Raw genomic sequence first — 21,025 nt, 5'->3', positions numbered from 1 at the left:
CCGCGTGCGGGCCGGGGGCGGCACGATGATGTGTGGAAAATCATGACGAACAACTCAAGCAGCGTCGCCGCGCAACAGGCCTTGGACAATGCTGTGAAGCAGACGACCGCCAGCCTGAAGGCGCAGACGCTCGAAATGCAGAAGGCCGCGCTGGCCATGCGCGACTACAACAAGGCGGCTGGTCTGGCGGGCACGACGGGCAAGGCGGAAGCCGTCTCGCTGAAAGCCTCCAACGCCGAACGCGGCAAGTCCGTGCAATTGCTGGGCAAGGAAACGCAGGCGCGGCAGTCGTCGCTGGCGGATCAGGCCATTGCCGACATGGACCGCGCCCTGGCGCTGTCGGGCAAGACCTCCGCGGCGGACAAGATGGTGTACGAAACCTCGCGCGGCAAGTTCGCGGGCGAGGACGAGGGCACCAAGAACATGCTCATGTCGGCGGCCAGGGAAACCGACTGGAACGACGAGGAAAGCGCACGGCGCGCTTATATCAACAGCGTGACCGGCAAGAATCCGGAACGCGACGCCGAGAACGCCAGGAAGCTCGGCTGGGCCAGGGACGAGTACGCCAGGGGCGGCCTGACGGATACGCAGCTCTACAAGCAGGAACGCGAGCTTGGCAAGAAGGACGACCCGGACTTCATGACCAAGCTGATCGACAGCCTGACCGACTCGGCGCGCGAGGGCGCGGGCAAGATCCAGGACATCCTGGGCACCCGCATGTACGACTTCGTCTCCGACAAGTTCGACAAGATGGGGCTGTCGTTCCTGAACTCGGTGGCGAAGATGGTCAGTTCGGCCGCGTCGGCCAAGCTCATGGACCTGATGTTCGGTGATTTCACCAAGGGCGGGCCGCTGGGCGGCTTGCTTGGCGACATCGGCGGATTCTTCGGGGATATCGGCAATTCGGTGATGGGTTTATTCGGGTTTGGTTCCCAGCCCGTCGCACAGGCCTTCCCGGTCAAGTTCGCGACAGGCGGCGCATTCACCAACGGCATCGTCAGTCGCGCCACCGCCTTCCCCATGGGCCTGATGGGCGAAGCCGGCCCCGAAGCCGTGATGCCGCTGCATCGCGGCGCCGACGGCTCGCTGGGCATCCGCGCCTCTTTCGCCGGACTGCCACAAGACAGTGGCGCCGGCACCGGCGCGGGCGGCGTGGCCGTGAACGTCTACGTACAGGACGGCAACGTCAGCGCCAGTTCCGATTCCGGCGAACCGGGCTGGAAGCAGTTCGGCCAGCAGATCGGCGAGTACGTCACGCAGCTGGTGGACCGGCGCATGTCGCAGTCCTACCGCCAGGGCGGCCTCGCCTGGCAGGCCAGCAACAACCGTTTGGGAGCCTGAGCATGGCATTCGAAGTCTTCAACTGGTCGCCTCGGCCCAATCCCGTCGGCGCGTTCAAGGACCGCACGTTGCGCGTGCAGTTCGGCGACGGCTACGAGCAGGAAGCCGCCGACGGCATCCATACCGTCACGCAGTCCTGGCCGTTGCAATTCGTGGGCAACGAAGTCTACGTGCGTCCCATCCTGGATTTCGTGCGCCGGCATGCCGGCGGCAAGTCCTTCATGTGGACGCCGCCGCTGGGCGAGGCGGGCCGCTACAAGGCGCGCTCGCTGTCGGTGCAGCCCATGGGCGCGGACATGTACACCATCGCGGTCACGTTCGAAGAGTCCGTGGCCCCCTGAAGCGCGCGCCGGCGGACCCGGCCGGGCGCGCAATTTCCGCGACGCGGATGGAGTTTGAGCAAATGGGCATCAACGCAGACATACAAAAACTTGAGCCGGGCGCGCTGGTCGAGCTGTTCGAGCTGGACGCCAGCGGCATCGGCGGCGAGGTCCTGCGGTTCCACGGCTATATGCAGGTCGGACCGATCTTCTGGCAGGGCCAGCGCTACGAGCCCTGGGCCATCCAGGCCGAGGGTTTCGAGCAGGTGGGCGAAGGGCAGCAGCCCTCGCCCACGCTGCGCGTGGGCAACATCGGCCAGGATGCGCAGGGCCGGCCGTTGGCCGGCGTGATCTCTTCGCTGTGCGTGCACCTGGACGACCTGGTGGGCGCGCGCGTGGTGGCGCGGCGCACGCTGGGCAGATATCTGGACGCCGCCAATTTCCCGGAGGGCAACCCCAGCGCCGATCCGCGCGAAGAGCTGCCGCCGGAAATCTGGATCGTGCAGCAGAAGACGCTGGAGACGGCGCAGGTGGTCGAGTTCACGCTCGCCAGCGCGCTCGACTTCAATGGCCAGAAGCTGCCCGACCGGCCCATCATCGCCGGCGTGTGCGCGTGGCTGCGCAAGGGCGGCTATCGCGGCCCCTACTGCGGCTACACCGGCGGGCGCATGTTCGACCTCAATGGCAACCGCGTCACCGATCCCACGCTGGACCGCTGCTCGGGCCTGATGTCCGACTGCAAGAAGCGCTTCGGTGAATACGAGGTCATCAACTTCGGCGGCTTTCCGTCGGCCGACCTGATCAGGGGCTAGCATGCGCAAGAAGACCTTGCAGGCGATCCGCGACCATGGCGTGGCGGCCTATCCGCTGGAATGCTGCGGCCTGGTGCTCAAGGCCGGCCGGCGCGAGTGGTACCAGCCCTGCCGCAACACGGCGGCCAGCGCCGAGCACTTCGTGATGTCGGCCGAGGACTACGCCGCCGCCGAGGAAAGCGGCGACATCGTGGCCGTGGTGCACTCGCATCCGGACGCGCCGGCCGCGCCCAGCGAGGCCGATCGCGTCGCCTGCGAGGCGTCGGGCCTGCCCTGGTACATCGTGGCGGTGGAGAAGTCCGAGAACGGCGATGTTGTCGCCGGCGAGATCCGTGGCTTCGCGCCCGAAGGCTACCGGGCGCCGCTGCTGGGCCGCCAGTTCGCGCACGGCGTGCTGGACTGCTACACGCTGGTGCGCGACTGGTACGCGCGCGAGCGCGATATCGTCCTGCCCGATTTTTCGCGCGACGACGGCTGGTGGGAACCCGGCAAGCCGGGCGACCTGTACATGGACCACTACGCCGAAGCCGGCTTTCGCCCCTTGCGGGCCGATGAAGCGCTGGGGCCGGGCGATGTGGTGCTGATGCAGGTCCGCTCGGACCGCGCCAACCACGCCGGCGTATTCCTGGGCGACGAACCCCTGGCCGAGGCCCCCGGCCTGCACCCGTTGCCGGACGCCATGCTGCATCACCTGTACGGACGCGATTCCGAACGCGTGGTGTACGGCGGCTTCTGGCGCGAATCGACCCGCGCCGTGCTGCGCTACCAAGGACAACCATGATCGAAAGAATACGTACCGTGCGGCTGTACGGCTGGCTGGGCCGCGCCTTCGGCCGCGAGCACCGGCTGGCCGTGGCCAGTCCGGCCGAGGCGGTCAGGGCGCTGTGCGCGCTGCTGCCCGGTTTTGAGAAGGCGCTGGCCGACAGCGGCGAGCGCGGCGTGCGCTTCGCCTGCTTCGCGGGCAAGCGCAACCTGGCCGAGGACGAGCTGGGTCTGCCGGTGGGCGACGATGCCATCCGCATCGCGCCGGTGCTGGCCGGGGCCAAAGGCGGCGGCCTGTTCCAGACCATCCTGGGCGCCGTGCTGCTGGCGGCGGCGACCTTCTACTCGGGTGGAATGGCCGCGGCCTTCAAGGCCGGCACCTGGGTCAGCGCCGTCGCCGCCATGGGCGCGTCCATGATGCTCAACGGCGTGGCGCAGATGCTGTCGCCGCAGCAGCGCATGCTGAGCGTCGGCGACGGTCCGGACAACGGCGCTTCCTACAACTTCAACGGCCCCGTGAACACCACGGCCCAGGGCAATCCCGTGCCGCTGCTGTATGGCGAAATGTTCGTCGGCAGCGCCACCATCTCCGCGGGCATCTACTCGGAAGACCAAGCATGAAACAACGACAACGCATCCGAAAAAAGGCGCCTTCGGGCGCCTTTTCTCATGGCGCGCCCCTCCCGGCTGGCCACAAGGGCGGCAAGGGCGGCGGCGGGGGCCGCACGCCCGTGGAAGTGCGCGACAGCCTGCACAGCACGGCCTATGCCCGCGTCATCGACCTGCTGGGCGAGGGCGAGATCTACGGGCCGGTGCATGGCATGGACAACGCGCTGCGCGACGTCTACCTGAACGGCACGCCGGTCGCCAACGCCGACGGCACGCTGAATTTCAGCGGCGCGGCCATCGACTTTCGCACCGGCACCCAGCTGCAGGAGCCGTTGCCCGGCTTTCCGGCGGCCGAGAACACCATCGCCGTCGGCGCCGAGCTGAAGGCCGTGCAGCACTGGACGCGGCTGTTCGCCAACCTGCAGGCATCCGCCATCCGCGTCACGCTGGGCGTGGAGGGCCTGAGCAAGGCCAACACCGAGAATGGCGACATCAACGGCTATCGCGTCGAATACGCCATCGACCTGAGCGTGGACGGCGCCGGCTACCAGGAAGTGCTGTCCAGCGCGTTCGACGGCAAGACCACGCAGCGCTACATGCGCTCGCACCGCATCGAGCTGCCGCGCGCGCGCCAGGGCTGGAGCATCCGCCTGCGCCGCATCACGCCCAATGCCAACAGCAACACCATCGCCGACCGCACCTTCATCGACAGCGTCACCGAGGTCATCGACGCCAAGCTGCGCTATCCCATGTCGGCCGTGGTCGGCATCAAGATCAACGCCTCGCAGTTCCAGAGCATCCCGACGCGCGCCTATCACGTGCGCGGCCGCATCATCCGCGTGCCGGCCAACTACGATCCGGAACTGCGCAGCTACAGCGGCGTCTGGGACGGCACCTTCAAGCTGGCCTGGACCAACAACCCGGCCTGGGTCTTCCACGACCTGATCAGCAATGATCGCTACGGCCTGGGCACGCGCGTGCCGGCCGGCTGGCTCGACAAGTGGGGCCTGTACCAGATCGGCCGCTACTGCGACGAGATGGTCGACGACGGTTTCGGCGGCAAGGAGCCGCGCTTCACCTGCAACGTCTATCTGCAGCAGGCCGCCGACGCCTACCGCGTGGTGCAGGACTTCGCGTCCATCTTCCGAGGAATGGCGTACTGGGCCAATGCCTCGGTGTTCGCGGCGGCGGACATGCCGTCCGATCCGGTCTATACCTACTCGTCAGCCAACGTGGTGGACGGCAAGTTCAGCTATGTGGGCTCGGCGCTGGGCACCCGCTATACGGTGGCGCTGGTGTCGTGGAACGACCTGTCCGAGATGGGCCGGCAGAAGGTCGAGTACGTCGAGAACCGCGAGGGCATCGCGCGTTACGGCATCCAGCAGGTCGAGGTCACGGGCTTTGGCTGCACGTCGCGCGGCCAGGCGCACCGCGTCGGCAAGTGGATGCTGCTGACCTCCAACCTGGAAACGCGCTCGGTCACGTTCTCGGTGGGCCTGGACGCCTGCCGCGTGCGTCCCGGCAGCATCATCCGCGTCGCCGACCAGCATCTGGCCGGCCGCCGCATCGGCGGCCGCATCCGCGAGGCCACGACCACCGTGGTCACGGTGGATGCGGAACTGGGCGTGCGCCCCGGCGACCGGCTGACTGTCAACCTGCCCAGCGGCGTGTCCGAAACGCGCGTGGTGGCGGGCGCGGTCGGCACCGGTCTCACCGCGGACAACACCGTCTTCACCGTGGACACCACCGAGCTGACCGCCGACCTGGTGGGCCTGCCCGGCTCGGTGCTGCACATCACCGTCACCGCGCCGTTCTCGCAGGCGCCGCAGGCCGAGTGCGTGTGGACGCTGGAGTCCGAGGCGCTGTCGGCGCAGACCTTCCGCGTGCTTGCCGTCAAGCGCAAGGAAGGGCTGGTGGCCGAGATCTCCGCCATCCAGCACGAGCCCGGCAAGTTCGACAACGTGGACTTCGGCACCCGGCTGGATCCCAAGCCCATCACGGTCGTGCCGCCGTCGGTGCAGGCCGCGCCGCAGAACATCCGGCTGGCCTCGCGCTCGGTCATCGACCAGGGCATCGCGCGCCACGTGGCCGAGATCTCATGGGCGGCCGCGCCGTCCGCCGTGGCCTACCACGTGCAATGGCGCCGCGACAATTCCGATTGGGTCGAGGCCGGTCGCACCGGCTCGCTGACGCTGGAACTGCCCGACATCCGCGCCGGCGCCTACGTGGCGCGGGTGCGCGCCATCAACGTCGCCGACGTGTCCTCGGTCTGGGCCAGCTCGACCGAGACCCAGCTCCAGGGAGACCTGGCGCCGCCGCCCGCGCTGGCCCAGCTGGCCACGCAATCGCAGGTATTCGGCATCGGCCTGCGCTGGGGCTTTCCCGAAGGGCGCTTCACCGCGCAGCGCACCGAGATCTGGTACGGCCCGACCAACGACCGCGCCAGCGCGATCAAGCTGGGGGATTTCGCCTTTCCGCAGAACGCGCACACCCTGTCCGGCCTGTCGGCCGGCAAGCGCTTCTACTTCTGGGGCCGCATCGTCGCCCTGAACGGCGAGATCGGCGCCTGGTATCCGGACGGACCGGGCGTGATGGGCGAGGCCAGCTGGCAGGCCAGCGAGATCCTCGAATACCTGAACGGCCAGATCAAGCGGGACCAGCTGGCGCAGGAACTGACCTCGACCATCGACGGACTGACTACCGGCCTGGATCAGGCGCGCGCCGCGATCACCGCCGAAAAGACGGAGCGGGTCGACGCCGACGGCGCGCTGGCCACGCGGGTGGACACCACGCTGGCGGTGGCCAACGGCGCCGCCGCCGGCGTGCAGGAATCGCGCACGGCGCTGGCGGGACTGGACGGCCAACTTAAGGCAACGTGGAGCGTCAAGGCCCAGGTCACCAAGGACGACAAGGTCTATGCGGCAGGCATGTCGCTGGGGGCCTACACCAACCCAGATGGTCGGGTGCAAAGCTCGGTGTACTTCCTGGCCGACCGCTTTGGCTTCCTGAGCCTGGCGAACGGCGCGATCACGACGCCATTCGTGATCGAGAACGGGCAGACGGTGATCAATGATGCGGTGATAGGGACGGGAAGAATCACGAATGCGATGATCCGGAGCCTGGACGCGGGCAAGATCAATGCGGGCTATATCAACGTGGATCGGCTCGAAGCAGGGCAGCTGACCGCGAAGCTGGCGAACCTCGGGAGCGCGTATATCTCTCGGGCTCACATACGCGATGCCCAGATCGATACGCTATCGATTGCCGGGAATGCCGTGACAATTCCGGTTGCGTGGACCGGTACGAGTTCCGGCTCGGTCGTCGTCAGTAGCAATGTTCCAGGACCGATAGTGATCATCGCGTACCGCTCTGGATACAACGGCGGAGCCAGTTTGTTCCGGGTCTATGTGAACGGGAAACTGTATGACCAGGAAGTGGGCATCGACTTTGGCTGGCAAAGTGGTAATGGCGAGAGTAACCAGCCATGGAACTACAAGACGATTCCCCTGACGATAGTGGGCGTTTATGACGCTCCGGCGGGAAACACCGTCATCTCCATCGATTCCGGCCCCGGCGATGCCAGATCCGCATCTCTGCGTCTGGTCGCCTTGATGGTAAAGAGATAACAACATGGAAAAAATAACGTTTTACGATGCGGACGGCCGGATCACGGGTGTGATGAGCGGGCCTCCTGCCAGTGTTCAGGCGACGGTTGACTATCTGAAGGAGCCATTCGTCGAAGGAGAGGGCAATCTGGAAACGGACTATGTCAACAACGGCATGCTCGCCTCTCGTCCCGCCTGCCCTGCGGTATTCGATGGCAGAACCTTGTCGGGCCTGCCTGTACCCAGCCTGATCAAGATCAATGAGCAGGACTATCCGTGCGAAGCAAGCACGGTGGAACTGGAGTTCGACCAGCCAGGAAAGTACCGCGTCGTTATTCAAGCCTGGCCCTACCTCGACAAGGAGTTCACCATTGAAAATCCGGCATAGCGAACCCTACGCGCCTCTGCGCGCCCGGGCCTACCCCGCCATCGGCGACCAGCTCGACGCCATCATGAAATTCGCCTGCCATCTGCGCGATGCCGGCCAGCCGTTGCCGGCGTCGGTGCAGCAATGGGTGGATGACTGCCAGCGAGTCAAGCAGCGATACCCCAAACCCGTCCAGGCGGCCGGCAGTCCCGGCATCGCGCACGAGAACCCGCCCGCCTAGCGGGTTTTTTTTCGTCCGGCGTCAGCCAGCTTTTGCGCCGGCGCGCGGGCGAATTCCAGGACACTTCATGAAGAAACTCGACACCATCAACATCGGCCAGTCGCCGAACGATCACAGCGGCGACGCGCATCGCACCGCCTTTGACCGCATCAACCAGAACTTCCAGGCCATTGGCCCGGCGATCGGACTGCTCGAGAGCCAGGCGATTGCCCAGCCTCTGGACGAACCTGCAACGGACCTGAACGCACTGGCCGACACCGGCGTGTACTACCAGAACGCCGACGAGCGCGCCGCCGGCGGCAAGAACTATCCGCTGCCGCGCGCCGGCCTGCTGCGCGTGTGGAACACCGGCGCGCTGCGCTATCAGGTCTATATCAGCGACGGCGCCGGCACCGCCGTGGCGTCGCATATCTACTGGCGCGTCTGGCACGCGGGTGCGTGGACCGCCTGGTCGCGCGCGGCGGAGCAATCCGACCTGCAGGCCGTGCAGGCCCTCGCTGCCGCCGCCATCCCCGCCGCGCAGAAGGGCGTCGCGCTGGGCGTGGTCACGCTGGACGGGCAAGGCCTCGTTCCGCAGGCCCAGGTTCCGCCGCTGCGCGCCACCAGCCTGCCACAGGCCGCGCATGACCTGGACGGCATCGTCGCTCCGGGCGCCTACCGCCAGGAAACGGACGCCGGCGCGGCGGCGGGCGCGCACTATCCCGCGCCGCGCGCGGGCTTCCTGGAAGTTCAGGCCACCGGCGGCGCCGTGTTGCAGGCCTACACCGCCGACGCGGGCGCCGGCCAGGCGCCGCAGCGCTATTGGCGCGTGCGCGGCGAGGGCCTGTCATGGTCGGCCTGGGCCGAGGCCGTGGCCCAGGACTGGATCCGCACCCATCGTGGCGCGCCGAAGGGCATCGCCGCGCTAGACGAGGACGGCGCCGTGCCCGCCGCGCAATTGCTCAAGCCCTTGCGCGCGCATGCCTTGCCGTACATGGGGCCGCTGCCGGCCGAGGCCGACCTGGACAACTACGCGCTGCGCGGACTGTACACGGTGGCATCCATTTCCACCGCCAGCGCCGGCAAGCATTTCCCGGTGGCCCAGGCCGGGCATCTGGAGGTGCTGTCGGCGGCGGGGCAGGGCGCCCAGCCCGTGTCCGGCGCCGTGCAGGTCTATCGGGCGCTGAATTCGAACAGCGCGTACACGCGCTCGCTGGTGGGCGACAGCTGGACGCCGTGGAAGAAGATCGCGACCACGGAGGACATCAACGAAGCCAGCGGCAGCTACATGACCCATGTGAGGCTGGCGGGTGCGGGTGTGGACCTGAACCGCTGCTACCTGGGCGAGAGCTACTACACCTGGGACGCCGGAGAGACGATGACGGCGGGAATGAACTTCCCGCCCGCCGCACCCGCCGCCGGTGTGCTCTACACCGCCGTGGCGTCGACCGGCCGCGTGCTGCAGACGGTGCTGCTGGACGCGGGGCCGGCGGCCAAGCCCGGCATGTACACGCGCTCCGGGGACGGCGCGGCCGGCGCCTGGGGCGCGTGGCGGATCTCGGGCGGCCTCAGCGGCATCGCCCAGTTGCCGAAGGCGGATGCCGGCGAGGTATATGTGGATGGTATCGGCTGGATGGCATGGGATGCCGCCGCGCCCGCCGGCTATTACCTGAAACCGGGGCAACGCAATGTCCGGCTCGAGATCACGGCGTCGGGTTCGGTGCCGGTGCCTGCCTATGTGCGCCGGGTGTATGTCCGCGCGATCGGCGGCGGCGGAGGCGGGGCGTATTCGCATCAAGGCGCGACCGAGAACAGCCCGAGCTATGGCACGGTCTACATTGGCTCCGGCGGCGGCGCGGGCGGCGGCGCCGGTGAATACTACGAAGGCGAACTGGCCGTCGCGCCCGGCATTCCTCTGGCCATCACCATCGGCGCCGGCGGAGGTCCCGGCAGTTCCACTACCGACGGCACTGCGGGTGGCCAAACCCTGATCCAGCAAGGCGCCTCCGTGCTGAAAAGCCTGTCTGGCGGAGGAGGAGGCGGTCGAGCCTCGTACACCTTCGGCGGCGTTTCCGGGGCCGGCGGCGGGCAGCCAGGCGGCACCGGCACGGCTTGGTTCGCAGGCTTGAGCGGCTATGCCTCTCCGCCCGGCAATGGCGGCGGCGGCGGGTTCTCGCCATTCGGCGCGGGGGGGCCTGGCGGACATCGATCGGGTTCCCTCAACTATGCCGGCGGCGCCGGCTATCCGCCGCATTCCCGCGCCTGGGGCGCGGGCGGTGGAGGAGGCGGTGGTTCGTTGGGCGCCGCCAATGGCTATTACGCGGCTGGCGCGGTGGGTCGCTCCGGCATCGTCATCCTGGAGTATTGAATGACACAAGAAAACACGCCTACCCATGATCCCGCCACGAGCGCTGGCAACGCGGCTGGCGCGGCGCTGATCGCATTGCTGCTGGATCACGACGGCCTGGCCGTCAACGCCATCATGCTGTTTCCGGATGAGGCCTACGAGCCGCCCCAGGGCATGACCTTGCTGCGCGATTTCCCGTCGCACTGCGGCATCGGCTGGCGGCGCGCCGGCGGCGAATGGCATGCCCCCGCGCCATTGGTCACGGTCGGCAACGCGGAGCCTGGCACCCCATGACGCCAGCCCTCAAAACCATCCGCCTCTACGGCGCCCTGGGCGCCGAGTTCGGCCGCCTGCACCGCCTGGCCGTCGGCAGCGCCGCCGAAGCCGTGCGCGCGCTGTGCACGCTGCTGCCCGGCTTCGAGCGGCGCATGCTGGACAGCGGCGACCAGGGCGTGCGCTACGCCTGCTTCATCGGCCGTCGCAATCTGGCCGAGGACGAACTCGGCCTGCCCGCCGGGCAGGACGAGATCCGCATCGCGCCGATGCCGGCCGGCGCCAAGCGCGGCGGCCTGTTCCAGGCGATCCTGGGCGTGGCCATGATCGCGGCCAGCTTCATTCCCGGGCTGAACGTGGCCATGTGGTCCGGCACCACCGCCACCTGGTCCGCCGGGCTGGCGTCCATGGGCGCGGCCATGGCGCTGAGCGGCGTGGCGCAGTTGCTGACGCCGCAGCAGCGCCTGCTCAGTGTCAAGGACGGTCCGGACAACGGCGCTTCCTACAACTTCAACGGCCCGGTCAACACCACGGCGCAGGGCAATCCGGTGCCCGTGATCTACGGCGAGATGATCGTGGGCAGCGCCACGATCTCGGCGGGGATCTATTCGGAGGACCAGGCATAGCGCGGGCCGTCCCGGCCGGAGGTTAGGGACGGCGGCAAGCCTGCATCGCGGCCACCCGGTAGCGGATCCGTGCCGGCTACATCCAGTCCGGCCGCCCAGGGGCGCCGACGGCATGCTCGCGTTCGCGCCTAGAAGTCCACTGTCGCCGACAGCATGAACGTGCGCGGCGCGCCCAGGCCCAGGCTGGTCAGCTGCGGCATGCCCCAGTAGGCCTTGTTGGTCACGTTCAGCACGTTGGCGCGCAGCGTCACCGGATGGTTGCCGACCGTGGTGGCGTAACGCGCGCCCACGTCATAGACCACGCGTCCCGGCACCGACAGCGAGTTGTCGGCGCTGATGTACTGCTTGGTCGCGGCGGTCGCGTTGGCGGTCAGCGTGAAACCCTGCAACGCGGGCACGTCCCATTCCACGCCTAGCTTGCCCTGCAGCTTGGGCACGCCGGTGGCGGTCTTGCCCTGGTTGACGCCGCCGGCGGTCTTGGTCAGCTCGGGATCGACATAGGCCACGCCGCCCATCAGGCGCAGGCCGGTCCACGGCGCGCCGAAGAAGCTCCATTCGACGCCACGGTTGCGCTGTTCGCCGCCGAAGGAAAAGACGTTGGTGTACGGATCGGTGTAGCCGTTGGGGCGCTTGATCTCGTACAGGCTGACGGTGTGGGCGAAGTCGCCCAGGTCCAGCTTCAGGCCGATTTCCTTCTGCTTGGTCTTGTAGGGCGCGAACACGTCGCCGGCGTTGGCCGCCGTCATGGGCGCGGTGGCGCCCTGGCTCAGGCCCTCGATGTAGTTGGCGTAGACCGACACGCGGTCCGTGAGCTTGACCAGGATCGCGGCGGCCGGCGTGGTCGCGCTTTCGTCGTAGCGCGAGGTGCGATCGCCGGTCTTGATGTTGTAGGTGTCGCTGATCACCTGCTGGCGGCGCACGCCCAGCGTCAGCTGTACGCGATCCTCGGCGAACGACAGGGTGTCGGCCAGGCCGTAGCTGGCCAGGCGCAGCTTGGTCTTGGAGATGTGCGGCGCGATGAAGGCGGGCGCGTCGCCCCAGACCGGGTGATAGATGTTGGTGGTCCAGTCCGCGCCTGGCACGCTGCGACGGCCATAGTCGTTCTGCGTGTGCGAGTAGTGCGTGGCGTTCAAGGCCCATTGATGCTTGACAGGGCCGGTGTCGAGTTTGCCTTTCAGGCCCAGTTCGCCCGAGCGTTTCTCCACATCGAAGGCCAGCTGGCCCATGACGGTCTTGAAGTCGCCCGCCGGGTTCAGCACCTGGGCCGATATCGCGCCGTTCTGCCTGTAGTTTGTCTTGCTGGCGCCGAAGGCCGCATAGGCCATGAGCCGGTCGCTGATGTCGTACTCGCCGCGGATGACGGCGCCCTTGTCCTTGGTCTCGACGAAGGCCCAGTCCGGGTTCAGCAGCGTGTCGGGCCTGGGCGGCTTGGGCACGGCGATGCCGGGCGCCAGGCTGATGCCGCGCGTCTGGCCCTTGACGTGGTCTTCGCTGCTGTAGAGATCGGCCGAGACGCGGGCGCGCTCGCCGCGCCAGTCCAGGCCCAGCGAACCCAGCTGCGACTTGTGCTTCTGGTTGTTGATCGCGCCTTCGCCGTCGCGGTACACGCCGTTGAAGCGGATGCCGAACTGCTTGTTGTCGCCGAAACGCCGGCCCAGGTCCACGTGGGTGCCGAACTGCGCGTCGGACATATAGGTGCCCGTCAGGCGCGCCAGCGGATCGTCGCCGGCGCGCTTCGGAACCAGGTTGACGCTGCCGCCCACGGAACCGCCGGGCGGCATGCCGTTGAGCAGCGCGGACGGACCCTTGAGCACGTCGATGCGCTCGAACATCTCGGGCGAGACCCGGTAGTAGGGCGAGATGCCGTGCAGACCGCCGAAGGAAACGTCGCCGATGGCCGAGGCGAAACCACGGATGTAGTAGAACTCGTTGATGGTGCCCGTCTGGCCATTGCTGAACACGGTGGGATCGGTGGCGGAAATCACGTCGGTGATATCCCGCGCCTGTCGATCCGCGATGAACTTGTCGGTGTAGCTGATGGTGTTGAACGGCGTCTCCATGAAATCCTTGTCGCCCAGCAGCCCGACGCGGCCGCCGGTCGTCACCTGGCCGCCGGCGTAGGGGCCGACTTCCTCGGCATGCCCTTGCACCTTGATGGGCGCAAGGGTTGCGGCCTCCGTCGAGGCCGGTGCCGCACTGCCGGCGGTGGCGTTGCCGCTCGTCTGCGCCAGCGCGGAGGATGCCAGCGCACCCAGCGTCAGGCCCAGCAACAGCGCGGTGGCGCGCGGCGCGGGCAGGCCATTGCGGGAGTGAGCCGACTGTCCGGCGGGCCGGTCGGAGCGTTGTGTATGGCCGAGTGTGGTCATGCCAGTTTCCTTTCGTTCGAAACGGGGTAGCGGTCGCCGGCCGGAGCCGGACAAGAAAGCGAAAAGCGGGAAGCGGGAAGCGATGGACCCGATGCTGGGTCAGCGTCGATAGCCCTTGATGACGTCGTCGATCAGCAGCGTCAGCGAGGTCACGCTGGCGGCGGTGATGTACCAGGCGTCGGCGTCGACGAACACCACGCGGCCGTTCTTCCAGGCATTGGTCTGGCGCAGCAGCGGATTGGCCATGCGCTCGGCGTCCATGACGGGACGGCGCTCCATCACGGCGCTGCGGTCCACCACGTACAGGATGTCGGGGTTGGCTTCCTGGATGAATTCGCTGGATATCGGTTGGCCGTGCAGGCTGGTCTCGACGGCGGTGCTGGCGGGCCGCACGCCCAGGGCGTCGAACACGAAGGCATAGCGCGATTGCACGCCGAACGCGCTGAAGGCGCCGTTGTTGTGCATCACGATCATGGCCTTCTCGGGGCGGCCGGCGGTCACGCGCCGGGCTTCCTCCACCTTGGCGTCCAGCTCGGCGGCCTTTTGCCGCGCCAGCGCTTCCTTGTCGAAGATGCGGCCCAGCGTCAGCAGGTGCTGCTTGACGGTGGCGATGTGGGTGCGCTGGCTGTTCTTGTAGTCCACGTCGAAATGCAGCGTGGGCGCGATCTCGGCAAGCTCCTGATAATGATTGGCCTGGATCGGCGTGATCAGGATCAGGTCGGGCTTGAGCGCGTGCACGCGTTCCAGGTTGGGCTGCACGATGGCGCCCAGGTCCTGCACGTCGGGCGCGTCCTTGTATTTGGACAGGAAGTGCGGCACGTAGTCCTTGGTCATGCCGGCGATCGGCACGCCGAGCTGGTCGAGGAAATCGGCCTCGTTCATGTCCAGCACCGCGACCTTGCGCGGCACGTTGGCGACCGTGGTGGTGCCCAGCTGGTGCTTGACCGTGACGGGCGCGGCCAGCGCCTGCGCGGCTTGCGGCGCTTCTGCGGGGTCGTCGCCGCAACCCGCCAGGATGGCCGCCACAACCATTGCCGACGCCGCTGCCCGGCGCTTGATCTTCCAGTACACGCTCATGCTCCAGAGGGGGTGAAGTAATTGCAGAGACGGCCGCTTCCGTTCGGCACGATCTCGAAATCCAGCTCGTACAGCTCGCCCAGCCGTGCTTCGGTCACGACCTCGTCGACCGGGCCGCTGAAACGCAGCGCGCCATGTTTCAGCGCCACGATGTGATCGGAATAGTTGGCGGCGAAGTTGATGTCGTGGATCACCAGGATCACGGTGCGCCCCTGCTCGTCGCACAGGCGGCGCAGCGCGCGCATGATCCGCACCGCGTGCTTCATGTCCAGGTTGTTCAGCGGCTCGTCCAGCAGCAGCACGTCGGTCTGCTGCGCGATGGTCATGGCCAGGAAGGCCATCTGGCGCTGGCCGCCGCTCAGTTCGTCCAGGTAGGACTGGCGCAGCGGCGCCAGGTCCAGGAAGGCGATGGCCTCGTCGATGGCCTGGCGGTCCTGGGCGGTCAGCGCGCCGCGACTGTATGGGAAGCGGCCGAAGGCGACCAGCCCGTCCACCGTCAGGCGCAGGTTGAAGCCGGGCGACTGGCGCAGCGTGGCCACGCGCCTGGCGTAGTCGGCGATGCGGATGGCGCCGGCGTCGCGGCCGTCCAGCAGGATCTGGCCCTGGCTGGGCGCGTGCAGCCGCGCCATCAGCATTAGCAGGGTGGACTTGCCGGCGCCGTTGGGGCCGATCAGCGAGGTGACGCGGCCGGCGGGGAATTCGCAGCTGACGTCGGCCAGCACCGTCTTCGCGCCATAGGCTTTGTGGAGATTGCGGACGGCGATCATGAAGTGCCTCGGGCGCGGACCGTCAGCGCCAGGAAATACGCGCCGCACACCAGGTTCACCAGGATGCTGACGGTGGTCTTGTAGTTGAAGACATGCTCGACCAGCAGCTGGGCGGCGAGGAAGATGGCGATCGCGATGGCGCAGCCCAGCGGCAGCACGATCCGGTGCCTGACGCTGCCCGCCAGCGTATAGGCGATGTTGGCGACGAAGATGCCCATGAAGGCCGTCGGCCCGATCAGGCTGGTCGACACCGCCACCAGCACGGCGATCAGCGCCAGGTAGCGCCGCACATGGCGCGGATGGTCCACCCCCAGCGACAGGGACTGTTCGCGGCCCAGCGCCAGCACGTCCAGCACCGGCAGCGACTTGCGGCAGGCCAGGCAGACGGCCGCCACGGCCAGCGTCGCATAGAGCAACGTGTCGGGCCGCGCGCGGTTGAACGAGGCGTAGCTCAGTCCCTGGAACACGGCGAATTCGCCCGGGCTGATGCGCAGCTGCACGAACTGCGTGAAGGTGCCGATCACCATCGTCAGCACCAGCCCGACCAGCAGCAGCAGGTACACATCGTCGCGCCCGCCCCGCAGCAGCCAGCGGTGGATGCCCCAGGAGTAAGCCAGCATCAGCAGCAGCGACACGATGAAGCCGCCGCCCGCGCCCAGCGCGGCCTGCGCCTGCGCGCCGGCCAGCAGCAGGAGCAGCGATTGCCACAGCAGGTAGACCGCTTCGTAGCCCATGATGGCGGGCGTCAGGATGCGGTTGTTCACCAGCGTCTGGAACACGATGGCCGACAGCGCCACGCAGACGCCGCCGACGACGATGGCGGCCAGCCGGACCAGCCGCTTCGGGATCACGTAGCCGAAATCCAGGCCCGAACCCGCGAGCACGAACACCGCCGCCAGCGCGGCCACCGCCGCCAGGATCAGCCACGGACGGGAGACGCGCCTCATCGCAGCCCCCGCAGGATCAGTATCAGGAACAGCACGCCGCCCACGCCGCCGGCCGTCAGGCCGATCGGCACTTCGAACGGGTGCATCAGCAGGCGGCCGATGATATCGCAGGCCAGCAGCAGCGAGGCGCCGCCGAGCGCGACGATGGGCAGCGTGCGGCCCAGGTTCTCGCCATGGCGCAGCGCGACCAGATTGGGCACCACCAGCCCGATGAAGGGAATCGCGCCCACCACGATCACGCTGGCGGACACCGTCACCGCCACCAGCACCAGCCCCAGCGCGGCCGTGGCGGCGTAGCCCAGGCCCAGGCTGGCGGCCATTTCCTCGCCCATGCCCAGCACGGTGAAGCGGTGCGCGTACAGATAGGCCAGCGCGACCACCGGCAGCACCAGATACAGGATTTCGTAGCGGCCCTGCACCACGCGCGAGAAATCGCCCAGCAACCAGCCCTGCATGCTTTGCAGGATGTTGTGGCGGTAGGCGTAGAACTCGGCCACGGCGCTGAGCACGCTGCCGTACATCAGGCCGACGACGGGCACCAGCACCGTGTTGCGGAACTTGATGCGGCGGATGATGGCGACATAGAGCATGCTGGCCGCGAAGCAGAAGGCCAGCGCGAACAGCATGCGGCTGGCGACGCCGGCGGCCGGCGCCAGCGTCAGCGACACCAGGATGCCGAGCTTGGCGGCGTCCAGTCCGCCCGAGGTGCCGGGCTCGACAAAACGGTTGCGCACGATGTGCTGCAGGATCACGCCGCAGACGGACAGGCCCACGCCGGTCAGCACCAGCGCCGCCAGGCGCGGCAGCCGGCTGGCCGTCAGCGTCAGCCAGGCGTCGCCCGACATCGAGAAAAGTCGCTGCCATTCCATCTGTCGTGCGCCGATCAGCACCGACGCGCAGCTCAGCGCGAGCAGCAGCAGGGACAGGCGCAGACGCATCAGGGCCGCGCTCCGTCGGCCGCCGTGATGCGCCAGCCCTTGGCCGCCTGGCGCTGGGCCAGGAACTCGGCATAGCGGCCCTGGCGCTCGCGCAGGTCGGCCGGCGCGCCTTGTTCGACGACGCGGCCATCCTCCAGCACCACGATCTGGTCGGCCATCGCCACGGTGGACAGCTGATGCGCGATCACGACCAGCGTGCAGCGGCCGCGCAGTCGCGCCAGCGTCTCGGCGATGACGTGCTGGTTCTCGGCGTCCAGCGCGGCGGTTGCCTCGTCCACCAGCAGGATGGGAGCATTCTTGAGCAGCGCGCGGGCGATGGCGATGCGCTGGCGCTCGCCGCCCGACAGGCGCGCGCCGCCTTCGCCGACCGGAGTGTCCATGCCTTGCGGCAGGCGCGCGACGATCTCCGTCACGCCGGCCTGGCGCGCGGCTTGCATGAGTTCGGCCTCGGTGGCGTCGGGCTTGCCGACGCGGATGTTGTCGGCGATGCTGCCCGTGAACAGATAGCTGTCCTGGAAGATCTGGCTGAGCTGGCCGGCCAGCTGCGCGCCCGACATCCTGCGCACGTCGACGCCGCCGATCAGCACGCTGCCCTGGCTGGCGTCGAAGAAGCGCGCGATCAGCCGCGCCAGCGTGGTCTTGCCCGACCCCGACGGGCCGATCAGCGCCGTCATGCTGCCCGGCGCGATGCGCAGATCGATGCCGCGCAGCACCTCGGCCGCGTCGGGCGCGTAGCGGAAATGCAGGCCGCGCAGCTCGATGGCGGCGTCGCCCGGCGCCTGGGGCGTGTCCGTCTCGGGCAGCGGCTGGACGGCGAACAATTCGCGGATCGCGTCGAGCTGTCCGCGCGCGCCGCGCAGCGCGTCGCCGTAGCCGGCCACTTCCAGCAGCGGATCGATGTAGCGCCCCACCAGCAGCAGGGCGACGATGGCGCCGATCACGTCGGGCGTCGCCAGGGCGCCGCCCAGGCTGCCGTTCAGCCACACGGCCGCCGCGACCAGCAGCGCGGCGAACACGGCCTGGATCGCCCACACGTTCAGCACCGCCGCCAGCGAGGACAGGAAGATCAGCCGCGTCGCCGATTGCCGTTGCCGGTCCACCGCCTGCTCCAGGAAGCGCATGCCGCCGCCTTCGCCATTGAAGGCGCGCAGCACCGACTGCGCCTGCGAAAACTCCACCATGCGCTGGCTGGCGCCGGCGTAGCGTTCATGGAACGCGCCGTCCGCGCGCCGCGCCAGCCGCCCGGTCAGGAACAGCACGCCGGCCAGCAGCGGCAGGCCCGCCAGCGCGATCAGCCCCAGCTGCCAGTGCAGGGCGAACAGGGCGCCGACGATGACGAAGGGCGTCACCAGGCCGCCGATCACCGGTGTGAACACATGCGCGGGCAGTTGGGCCACGGCCATCGTGCCTTGCGTGACGATATGGGACAGGCGCGCCGTGTTCTGCGGCGTGAACCAGCCCACCGGCAGGCTGGCCACATGGTCGCCCAGGCGGTGGCGCGCGGTTTGCAGCACCGTGGTGCCGACGCGCACGCCTGCCTGTTCGACCCGGCGGCGCCAGGTCCAGCAGGCGATCACGCCGGCCAGCAGCACGGCCAGCCAGCGCGCGGCGCCGCCCAGGTCGCCGGCCAGCAGCCGCGAGAGCAGCGGCGCCAGCGCGGTGATGGTCAGGCCGCAGAGCAGCCCATGGGCCACGGCCATCCAGGCGTAGCGGCGGAAGACGGGCGCGTCTTCGCCCAGCAGTTGCAGGAAGGTTTTCAGCATGGGAATTCCGGGAGATGCGCGGACGCTTCGTAGCCGCCCATGGCCCAGAGGCGCGCGTAGCGGCCCTGTTGCGCCAGCAGTTGCGCATGCGTGCCGTGTTCGGCGATGACGCCGCCGTCCAGCACCAGGATGCGGTCGGCGTGCATCACGGTGTCGAGCCGGTGCGCGATCACCAGCAGCGTGCGGCCCTGCGCGAAGCGCGACAGGGCGTCCTGGATCGCGACTTCATTGCCGGCGTCGGCGGCGGCCGTGGCCTCGTCCAGCACCAGCACGGGCGGATCCAGCAGCACGGCGCGGGCGATGCTCACGCGCTGGCGTTCGCCGCCCGACAACAGGGCGTCTTCGCCGATCACGGAGTCGTAGCCGCGCGGCAGCGCCAGGATGCGTTCGTGGATGTTGGCGGTGCGCGCGGCGTCCTCGATCTGCGCCTGGCTGGCCGAGGGCCGGCCCAGCGCGATGTTGTCGCGCACGCTGGCGTGGATCAGGCGCACGTCCTGCAGCACGAAGCCGATGCGACGGTACAGCGCCGTGCTGTCGAGCTGCCGCAGGTCGGCGCCGCCCAGCGTGATGCGGCCGCTGGTGGGGTCGAAGAAGCGCAGCAGCAGCCGCGCCAGCGTGGATTTGCCCGCGCCCGACTGGCCGACGACGGCGGTGACCGTGCCGGGCGCGAGCGTGAAGCTGATGTTCGACAGGGCCTGATGCTCCGGGCCGTAGGCGTAGCTGACGTCCTCGAAACGGATTTCCTGGCCGTCGGGCTGCTGCTGTTGGCCGGGCGCGGGGACGTCCAGCGTGGGCGTTTGCAGCAGCGCCTGCACGCGCTGGGCCGCGCCGGCCGCGCCGCCCAGGTCATGCAGCAGCGTGTGCAGCAGCAGCATCGGCGCGCAGATGCCCGGCGCGACCAGCGCGAAGGGCAGCACGTCCAGCGGCATCATCCAGCCCAGATGCGCGTACAGCAGGCCGAAAGACAGCACCAGGCCCAGCACCGTCACCGGGGCGATCATCGCGTGGGCATGGGCCATGGTGCCCACCAGCGGACGGGCGAAGGCGGCGAAGGCGCGGGCAAAACCGTCGACGGCTTCGCGGTAGCCGCCATGCGCGCGGCCGCTGTCGCCGAAGGCCTTGATCACGGGTATGCCGTTGACGAACTCGACCGTGGCGCTGTTGATGCGGCCGAGCCGTTCCACGAATTCCTGCATATGCGCGCCGCTGGCCCTCATGGCGCGGCGCAGGAACAGGAAGAAGCCCGGAAACGGCAGCAGCGCGACGATGGCCAGGCGCCAGTCCATGGCGAACAGGTAGGCCGCCGACGCCACGATGGCGCCCGCCGCGCGTCCCACGGCGGTGTAGAAGTGCGCGGTCAGGCTGTGCAGGGTGGCGATGTCGTCCTGCAGCACCTGCTTGACCTCGCCCGAGGCGCGCTGCGTGAACCAGCCCAGCGGCACCTGGGACAGCCGCCGCGCGGCGGCCAGGCGCAAATGATGGGTGAGGCGGTTGTCGGCCAGGTGGGCGGCCAGTTCGCCGGCCAGGATCAGCGCCATGCCCGCGAACAGGCTGATCACGCTGGCGATGACCAGCGTCCAGATGTCGCCGCTGGCGCCGCCCAGGGCGATCTGCGCGATCCGGACCATGCCCGCCAGCGGCGCCAGCGTCAGCGCGGTGCCGGTCGCGGCCAGCGCCGCCGCCAGCATCAGGCGGGCGCGGATGGGCGCCAGGGCCCAGCGGATCGGGGAGGGAGGTTTTGGGCCGGCCGCGGCCGCGTCACGAGCGCTCATGGAACAGGGGCATCCAGGAATACGGAATTGGCGGGTTTCCCGCCCGGTCGCCCCCCGGAGGTTGGGGTGGGATCGTCATGGAAACGCAGACGTAAATGAGAATCTGAACTAAT

The 21,025-nt window shown here is 68.6% G+C and carries 18 protein-coding genes; 11 read left to right on the top strand and 7 right to left on the bottom strand.

Going from position 1 to position 21,025, the window contains the following annotated elements; genetic code table 11:
- Positions 1–42 precede the first annotated feature (42 nt).
- The 11 genes from ACEU5R_RS00915 to ACEU5R_RS00865 all read left to right on the top strand — a co-directional run bounded on the left by ACEU5R_RS00915 (position 43) and on the right by ACEU5R_RS00865 (position 11,282).
- Positions 43–1,341 (top strand): phage tail tape measure protein, encoded by a 1,299-nt coding sequence (locus ACEU5R_RS00915; RefSeq protein ID WP_392408826.1) that lies wholly within the window; start codon positions 43–45, stop codon positions 1,339–1,341.
- A gap of 2 nt (positions 1,342–1,343) precedes the next feature.
- Positions 1,344–1,682 (top strand): phage tail protein, encoded by a 339-nt coding sequence (locus ACEU5R_RS00910; protein ID WP_392408825.1) that lies wholly within the window; start codon positions 1,344–1,346, stop codon positions 1,680–1,682.
- 62 nt (positions 1,683–1,744) lie between these two features.
- The gene (locus ACEU5R_RS00905; RefSeq protein ID WP_103271251.1) at positions 1,745–2,473 is read left to right on the top strand and encodes a phage minor tail protein L; all 729 of its coding nucleotides are present in this window, start codon (positions 1,745–1,747) and stop codon (positions 2,471–2,473) included.
- Between the two features lies 1 nt (position 2,474).
- Positions 2,475–3,254, top strand: coding sequence for a C40 family peptidase (locus ACEU5R_RS00900; protein ID WP_103271250.1), 780 nt, complete (start codon positions 2,475–2,477; stop codon positions 3,252–3,254).
- A complete protein-coding gene (locus ACEU5R_RS00895) occupies positions 3,251–3,856 on the top strand; it encodes a tail assembly protein (RefSeq protein ID WP_103271249.1) in 606 nt (201 codons plus the stop codon). Before ACEU5R_RS00900 ends, ACEU5R_RS00895 begins: the two co-directional genes overlap by 4 nt.
- Positions 3,853–7,470 (top strand): host specificity protein J, encoded by a 3,618-nt coding sequence (locus ACEU5R_RS00890; protein WP_392408823.1) that lies wholly within the window; start codon positions 3,853–3,855, stop codon positions 7,468–7,470. Before ACEU5R_RS00895 ends, ACEU5R_RS00890 begins: the two co-directional genes overlap by 4 nt.
- Before the next feature lie 4 nt (positions 7,471–7,474).
- Complete coding sequence (locus tag ACEU5R_RS00885) at positions 7,475–7,837, top strand: hypothetical protein (RefSeq protein ID WP_392408822.1); 363 nt, start codon at positions 7,475–7,477, stop codon at positions 7,835–7,837.
- Positions 7,821–8,057: a hypothetical protein gene (locus tag ACEU5R_RS00880; RefSeq protein WP_392408821.1), complete on the top strand. Its 237-nt coding sequence runs from the start codon at positions 7,821–7,823 to the stop codon at positions 8,055–8,057. Before ACEU5R_RS00885 ends, ACEU5R_RS00880 begins: the two co-directional genes overlap by 17 nt.
- A 67-nt stretch (positions 8,058–8,124) precedes the next feature.
- The gene (locus ACEU5R_RS00875) at positions 8,125–10,404 is read left to right on the top strand and encodes a pyocin knob domain-containing protein (protein ID WP_392408820.1); all 2,280 of its coding nucleotides are present in this window, start codon (positions 8,125–8,127) and stop codon (positions 10,402–10,404) included.
- Complete coding sequence (locus ACEU5R_RS00870) at positions 10,405–10,677, top strand: hypothetical protein (protein WP_392408819.1); 273 nt, start codon at positions 10,405–10,407, stop codon at positions 10,675–10,677.
- Positions 10,674–11,282: a tail assembly protein gene (locus tag ACEU5R_RS00865; protein ID WP_392408818.1), complete on the top strand. Its 609-nt coding sequence runs from the start codon at positions 10,674–10,676 to the stop codon at positions 11,280–11,282. The genes ACEU5R_RS00870 and ACEU5R_RS00865 overlap by 4 nt, the downstream gene beginning before the upstream one ends.
- Positions 11,283–11,410: 128 nt before the next feature.
- Here the strand turns inward: ACEU5R_RS00865 and ACEU5R_RS00860 are convergent, their stop codons facing one another.
- From ACEU5R_RS00860 to ACEU5R_RS00830, 7 genes are all read right to left on the bottom strand, one after another.
- Complete coding sequence (locus tag ACEU5R_RS00860; protein ID WP_392408817.1) at positions 11,411–13,648, bottom strand: TonB-dependent receptor; 2,238 nt, start codon at positions 13,646–13,648, stop codon at positions 11,411–11,413.
- A 99-nt stretch (positions 13,649–13,747) separates the two neighbouring features.
- A complete protein-coding gene (locus ACEU5R_RS00855) occupies positions 13,748–14,725 on the bottom strand; it encodes a siderophore ABC transporter substrate-binding protein (RefSeq protein WP_392408816.1) in 978 nt (325 codons plus the stop codon).
- On the bottom strand, positions 14,722–15,492 hold the full coding sequence (locus ACEU5R_RS00850) for an ABC transporter ATP-binding protein (RefSeq protein ID WP_392408815.1): 771 nt from the start codon (positions 15,490–15,492) through the stop codon (positions 14,722–14,724). The genes ACEU5R_RS00855 and ACEU5R_RS00850 overlap by 4 nt, the downstream gene beginning before the upstream one ends.
- Positions 15,489–16,439 (bottom strand): iron chelate uptake ABC transporter family permease subunit, encoded by a 951-nt coding sequence (locus tag ACEU5R_RS00845; protein WP_392408814.1) that lies wholly within the window; start codon positions 16,437–16,439, stop codon positions 15,489–15,491. Before ACEU5R_RS00845 ends, ACEU5R_RS00850 begins: the two co-directional genes overlap by 4 nt.
- A complete protein-coding gene (locus tag ACEU5R_RS00840) occupies positions 16,436–17,377 on the bottom strand; it encodes an ABC transporter permease (protein ID WP_103271241.1) in 942 nt (313 codons plus the stop codon). The genes ACEU5R_RS00845 and ACEU5R_RS00840 overlap by 4 nt, the downstream gene beginning before the upstream one ends.
- Positions 17,377–19,140, bottom strand: coding sequence for an ABC transporter ATP-binding protein (locus ACEU5R_RS00835; protein WP_392408813.1), 1,764 nt, complete (start codon positions 19,138–19,140; stop codon positions 17,377–17,379). Before ACEU5R_RS00835 ends, ACEU5R_RS00840 begins: the two co-directional genes overlap by 1 nt.
- A complete protein-coding gene (locus tag ACEU5R_RS00830) occupies positions 19,134–20,912 on the bottom strand; it encodes an ABC transporter ATP-binding protein (RefSeq protein WP_392408812.1) in 1,779 nt (592 codons plus the stop codon). Before ACEU5R_RS00830 ends, ACEU5R_RS00835 begins: the two co-directional genes overlap by 7 nt.
- Positions 20,913–21,025 lie beyond the last annotated feature (113 nt).

It is taken from the genome of Achromobacter sp. 413638, assembly GCF_043119405.1.
Lineage (GTDB): Bacteria > Pseudomonadota > Gammaproteobacteria > Burkholderiales > Burkholderiaceae_B > Achromobacter.
Note: the sequence above shows the minus strand (reverse complement) of the source record. Positions and strands in the feature narration are given on the sequence as shown.

Coding starts and splice junctions, on each gene's coding strand:
- ACEU5R_RS00915 (WP_392408826.1), top strand. CDS start 43: ATGACGAACAACTCAAGCAGCGTCGCCGCGCAACAGGCCTTGGACAAT.
- ACEU5R_RS00910 (WP_392408825.1), top strand. CDS start 1,344: ATGGCATTCGAAGTCTTCAACTGGTCGCCTCGGCCCAATCCCGTCGGC.
- ACEU5R_RS00905 (WP_103271251.1), top strand. CDS start 1,745: ATGGGCATCAACGCAGACATACAAAAACTTGAGCCGGGCGCGCTGGTC.
- ACEU5R_RS00900 (WP_103271250.1), top strand. CDS start 2,475: ATGCGCAAGAAGACCTTGCAGGCGATCCGCGACCATGGCGTGGCGGCC.
- ACEU5R_RS00895 (WP_103271249.1), top strand. CDS start 3,251: ATGATCGAAAGAATACGTACCGTGCGGCTGTACGGCTGGCTGGGCCGC.
- ACEU5R_RS00890 (WP_392408823.1), top strand. CDS start 3,853: ATGAAACAACGACAACGCATCCGAAAAAAGGCGCCTTCGGGCGCCTTT.
- ACEU5R_RS00885 (WP_392408822.1), top strand. CDS start 7,475: ATGGAAAAAATAACGTTTTACGATGCGGACGGCCGGATCACGGGTGTG.
- ACEU5R_RS00875 (WP_392408820.1), top strand. CDS start 8,125: ATGAAGAAACTCGACACCATCAACATCGGCCAGTCGCCGAACGATCAC.
- ACEU5R_RS00870 (WP_392408819.1), top strand. CDS start 10,405: ATGACACAAGAAAACACGCCTACCCATGATCCCGCCACGAGCGCTGGC.
- ACEU5R_RS00865 (WP_392408818.1), top strand. CDS start 10,674: ATGACGCCAGCCCTCAAAACCATCCGCCTCTACGGCGCCCTGGGCGCC.
- ACEU5R_RS00860 (WP_392408817.1), bottom strand. CDS start 13,648: ATGACCACACTCGGCCATACACAACGCTCCGACCGGCCCGCCGGACAG.
- ACEU5R_RS00855 (WP_392408816.1), bottom strand. CDS start 14,725: ATGAGCGTGTACTGGAAGATCAAGCGCCGGGCAGCGGCGTCGGCAATG.
- ACEU5R_RS00850 (WP_392408815.1), bottom strand. CDS start 15,492: ATGATCGCCGTCCGCAATCTCCACAAAGCCTATGGCGCGAAGACGGTG.
- ACEU5R_RS00845 (WP_392408814.1), bottom strand. CDS start 16,439: ATGAGGCGCGTCTCCCGTCCGTGGCTGATCCTGGCGGCGGTGGCCGCG.
- ACEU5R_RS00840 (WP_103271241.1), bottom strand. CDS start 17,377: ATGCGTCTGCGCCTGTCCCTGCTGCTGCTCGCGCTGAGCTGCGCGTCG.
- ACEU5R_RS00835 (WP_392408813.1), bottom strand. CDS start 19,140: ATGCTGAAAACCTTCCTGCAACTGCTGGGCGAAGACGCGCCCGTCTTC.
- ACEU5R_RS00830 (WP_392408812.1), bottom strand. CDS start 20,912: ATGAGCGCTCGTGACGCGGCCGCGGCCGGCCCAAAACCTCCCTCCCCG.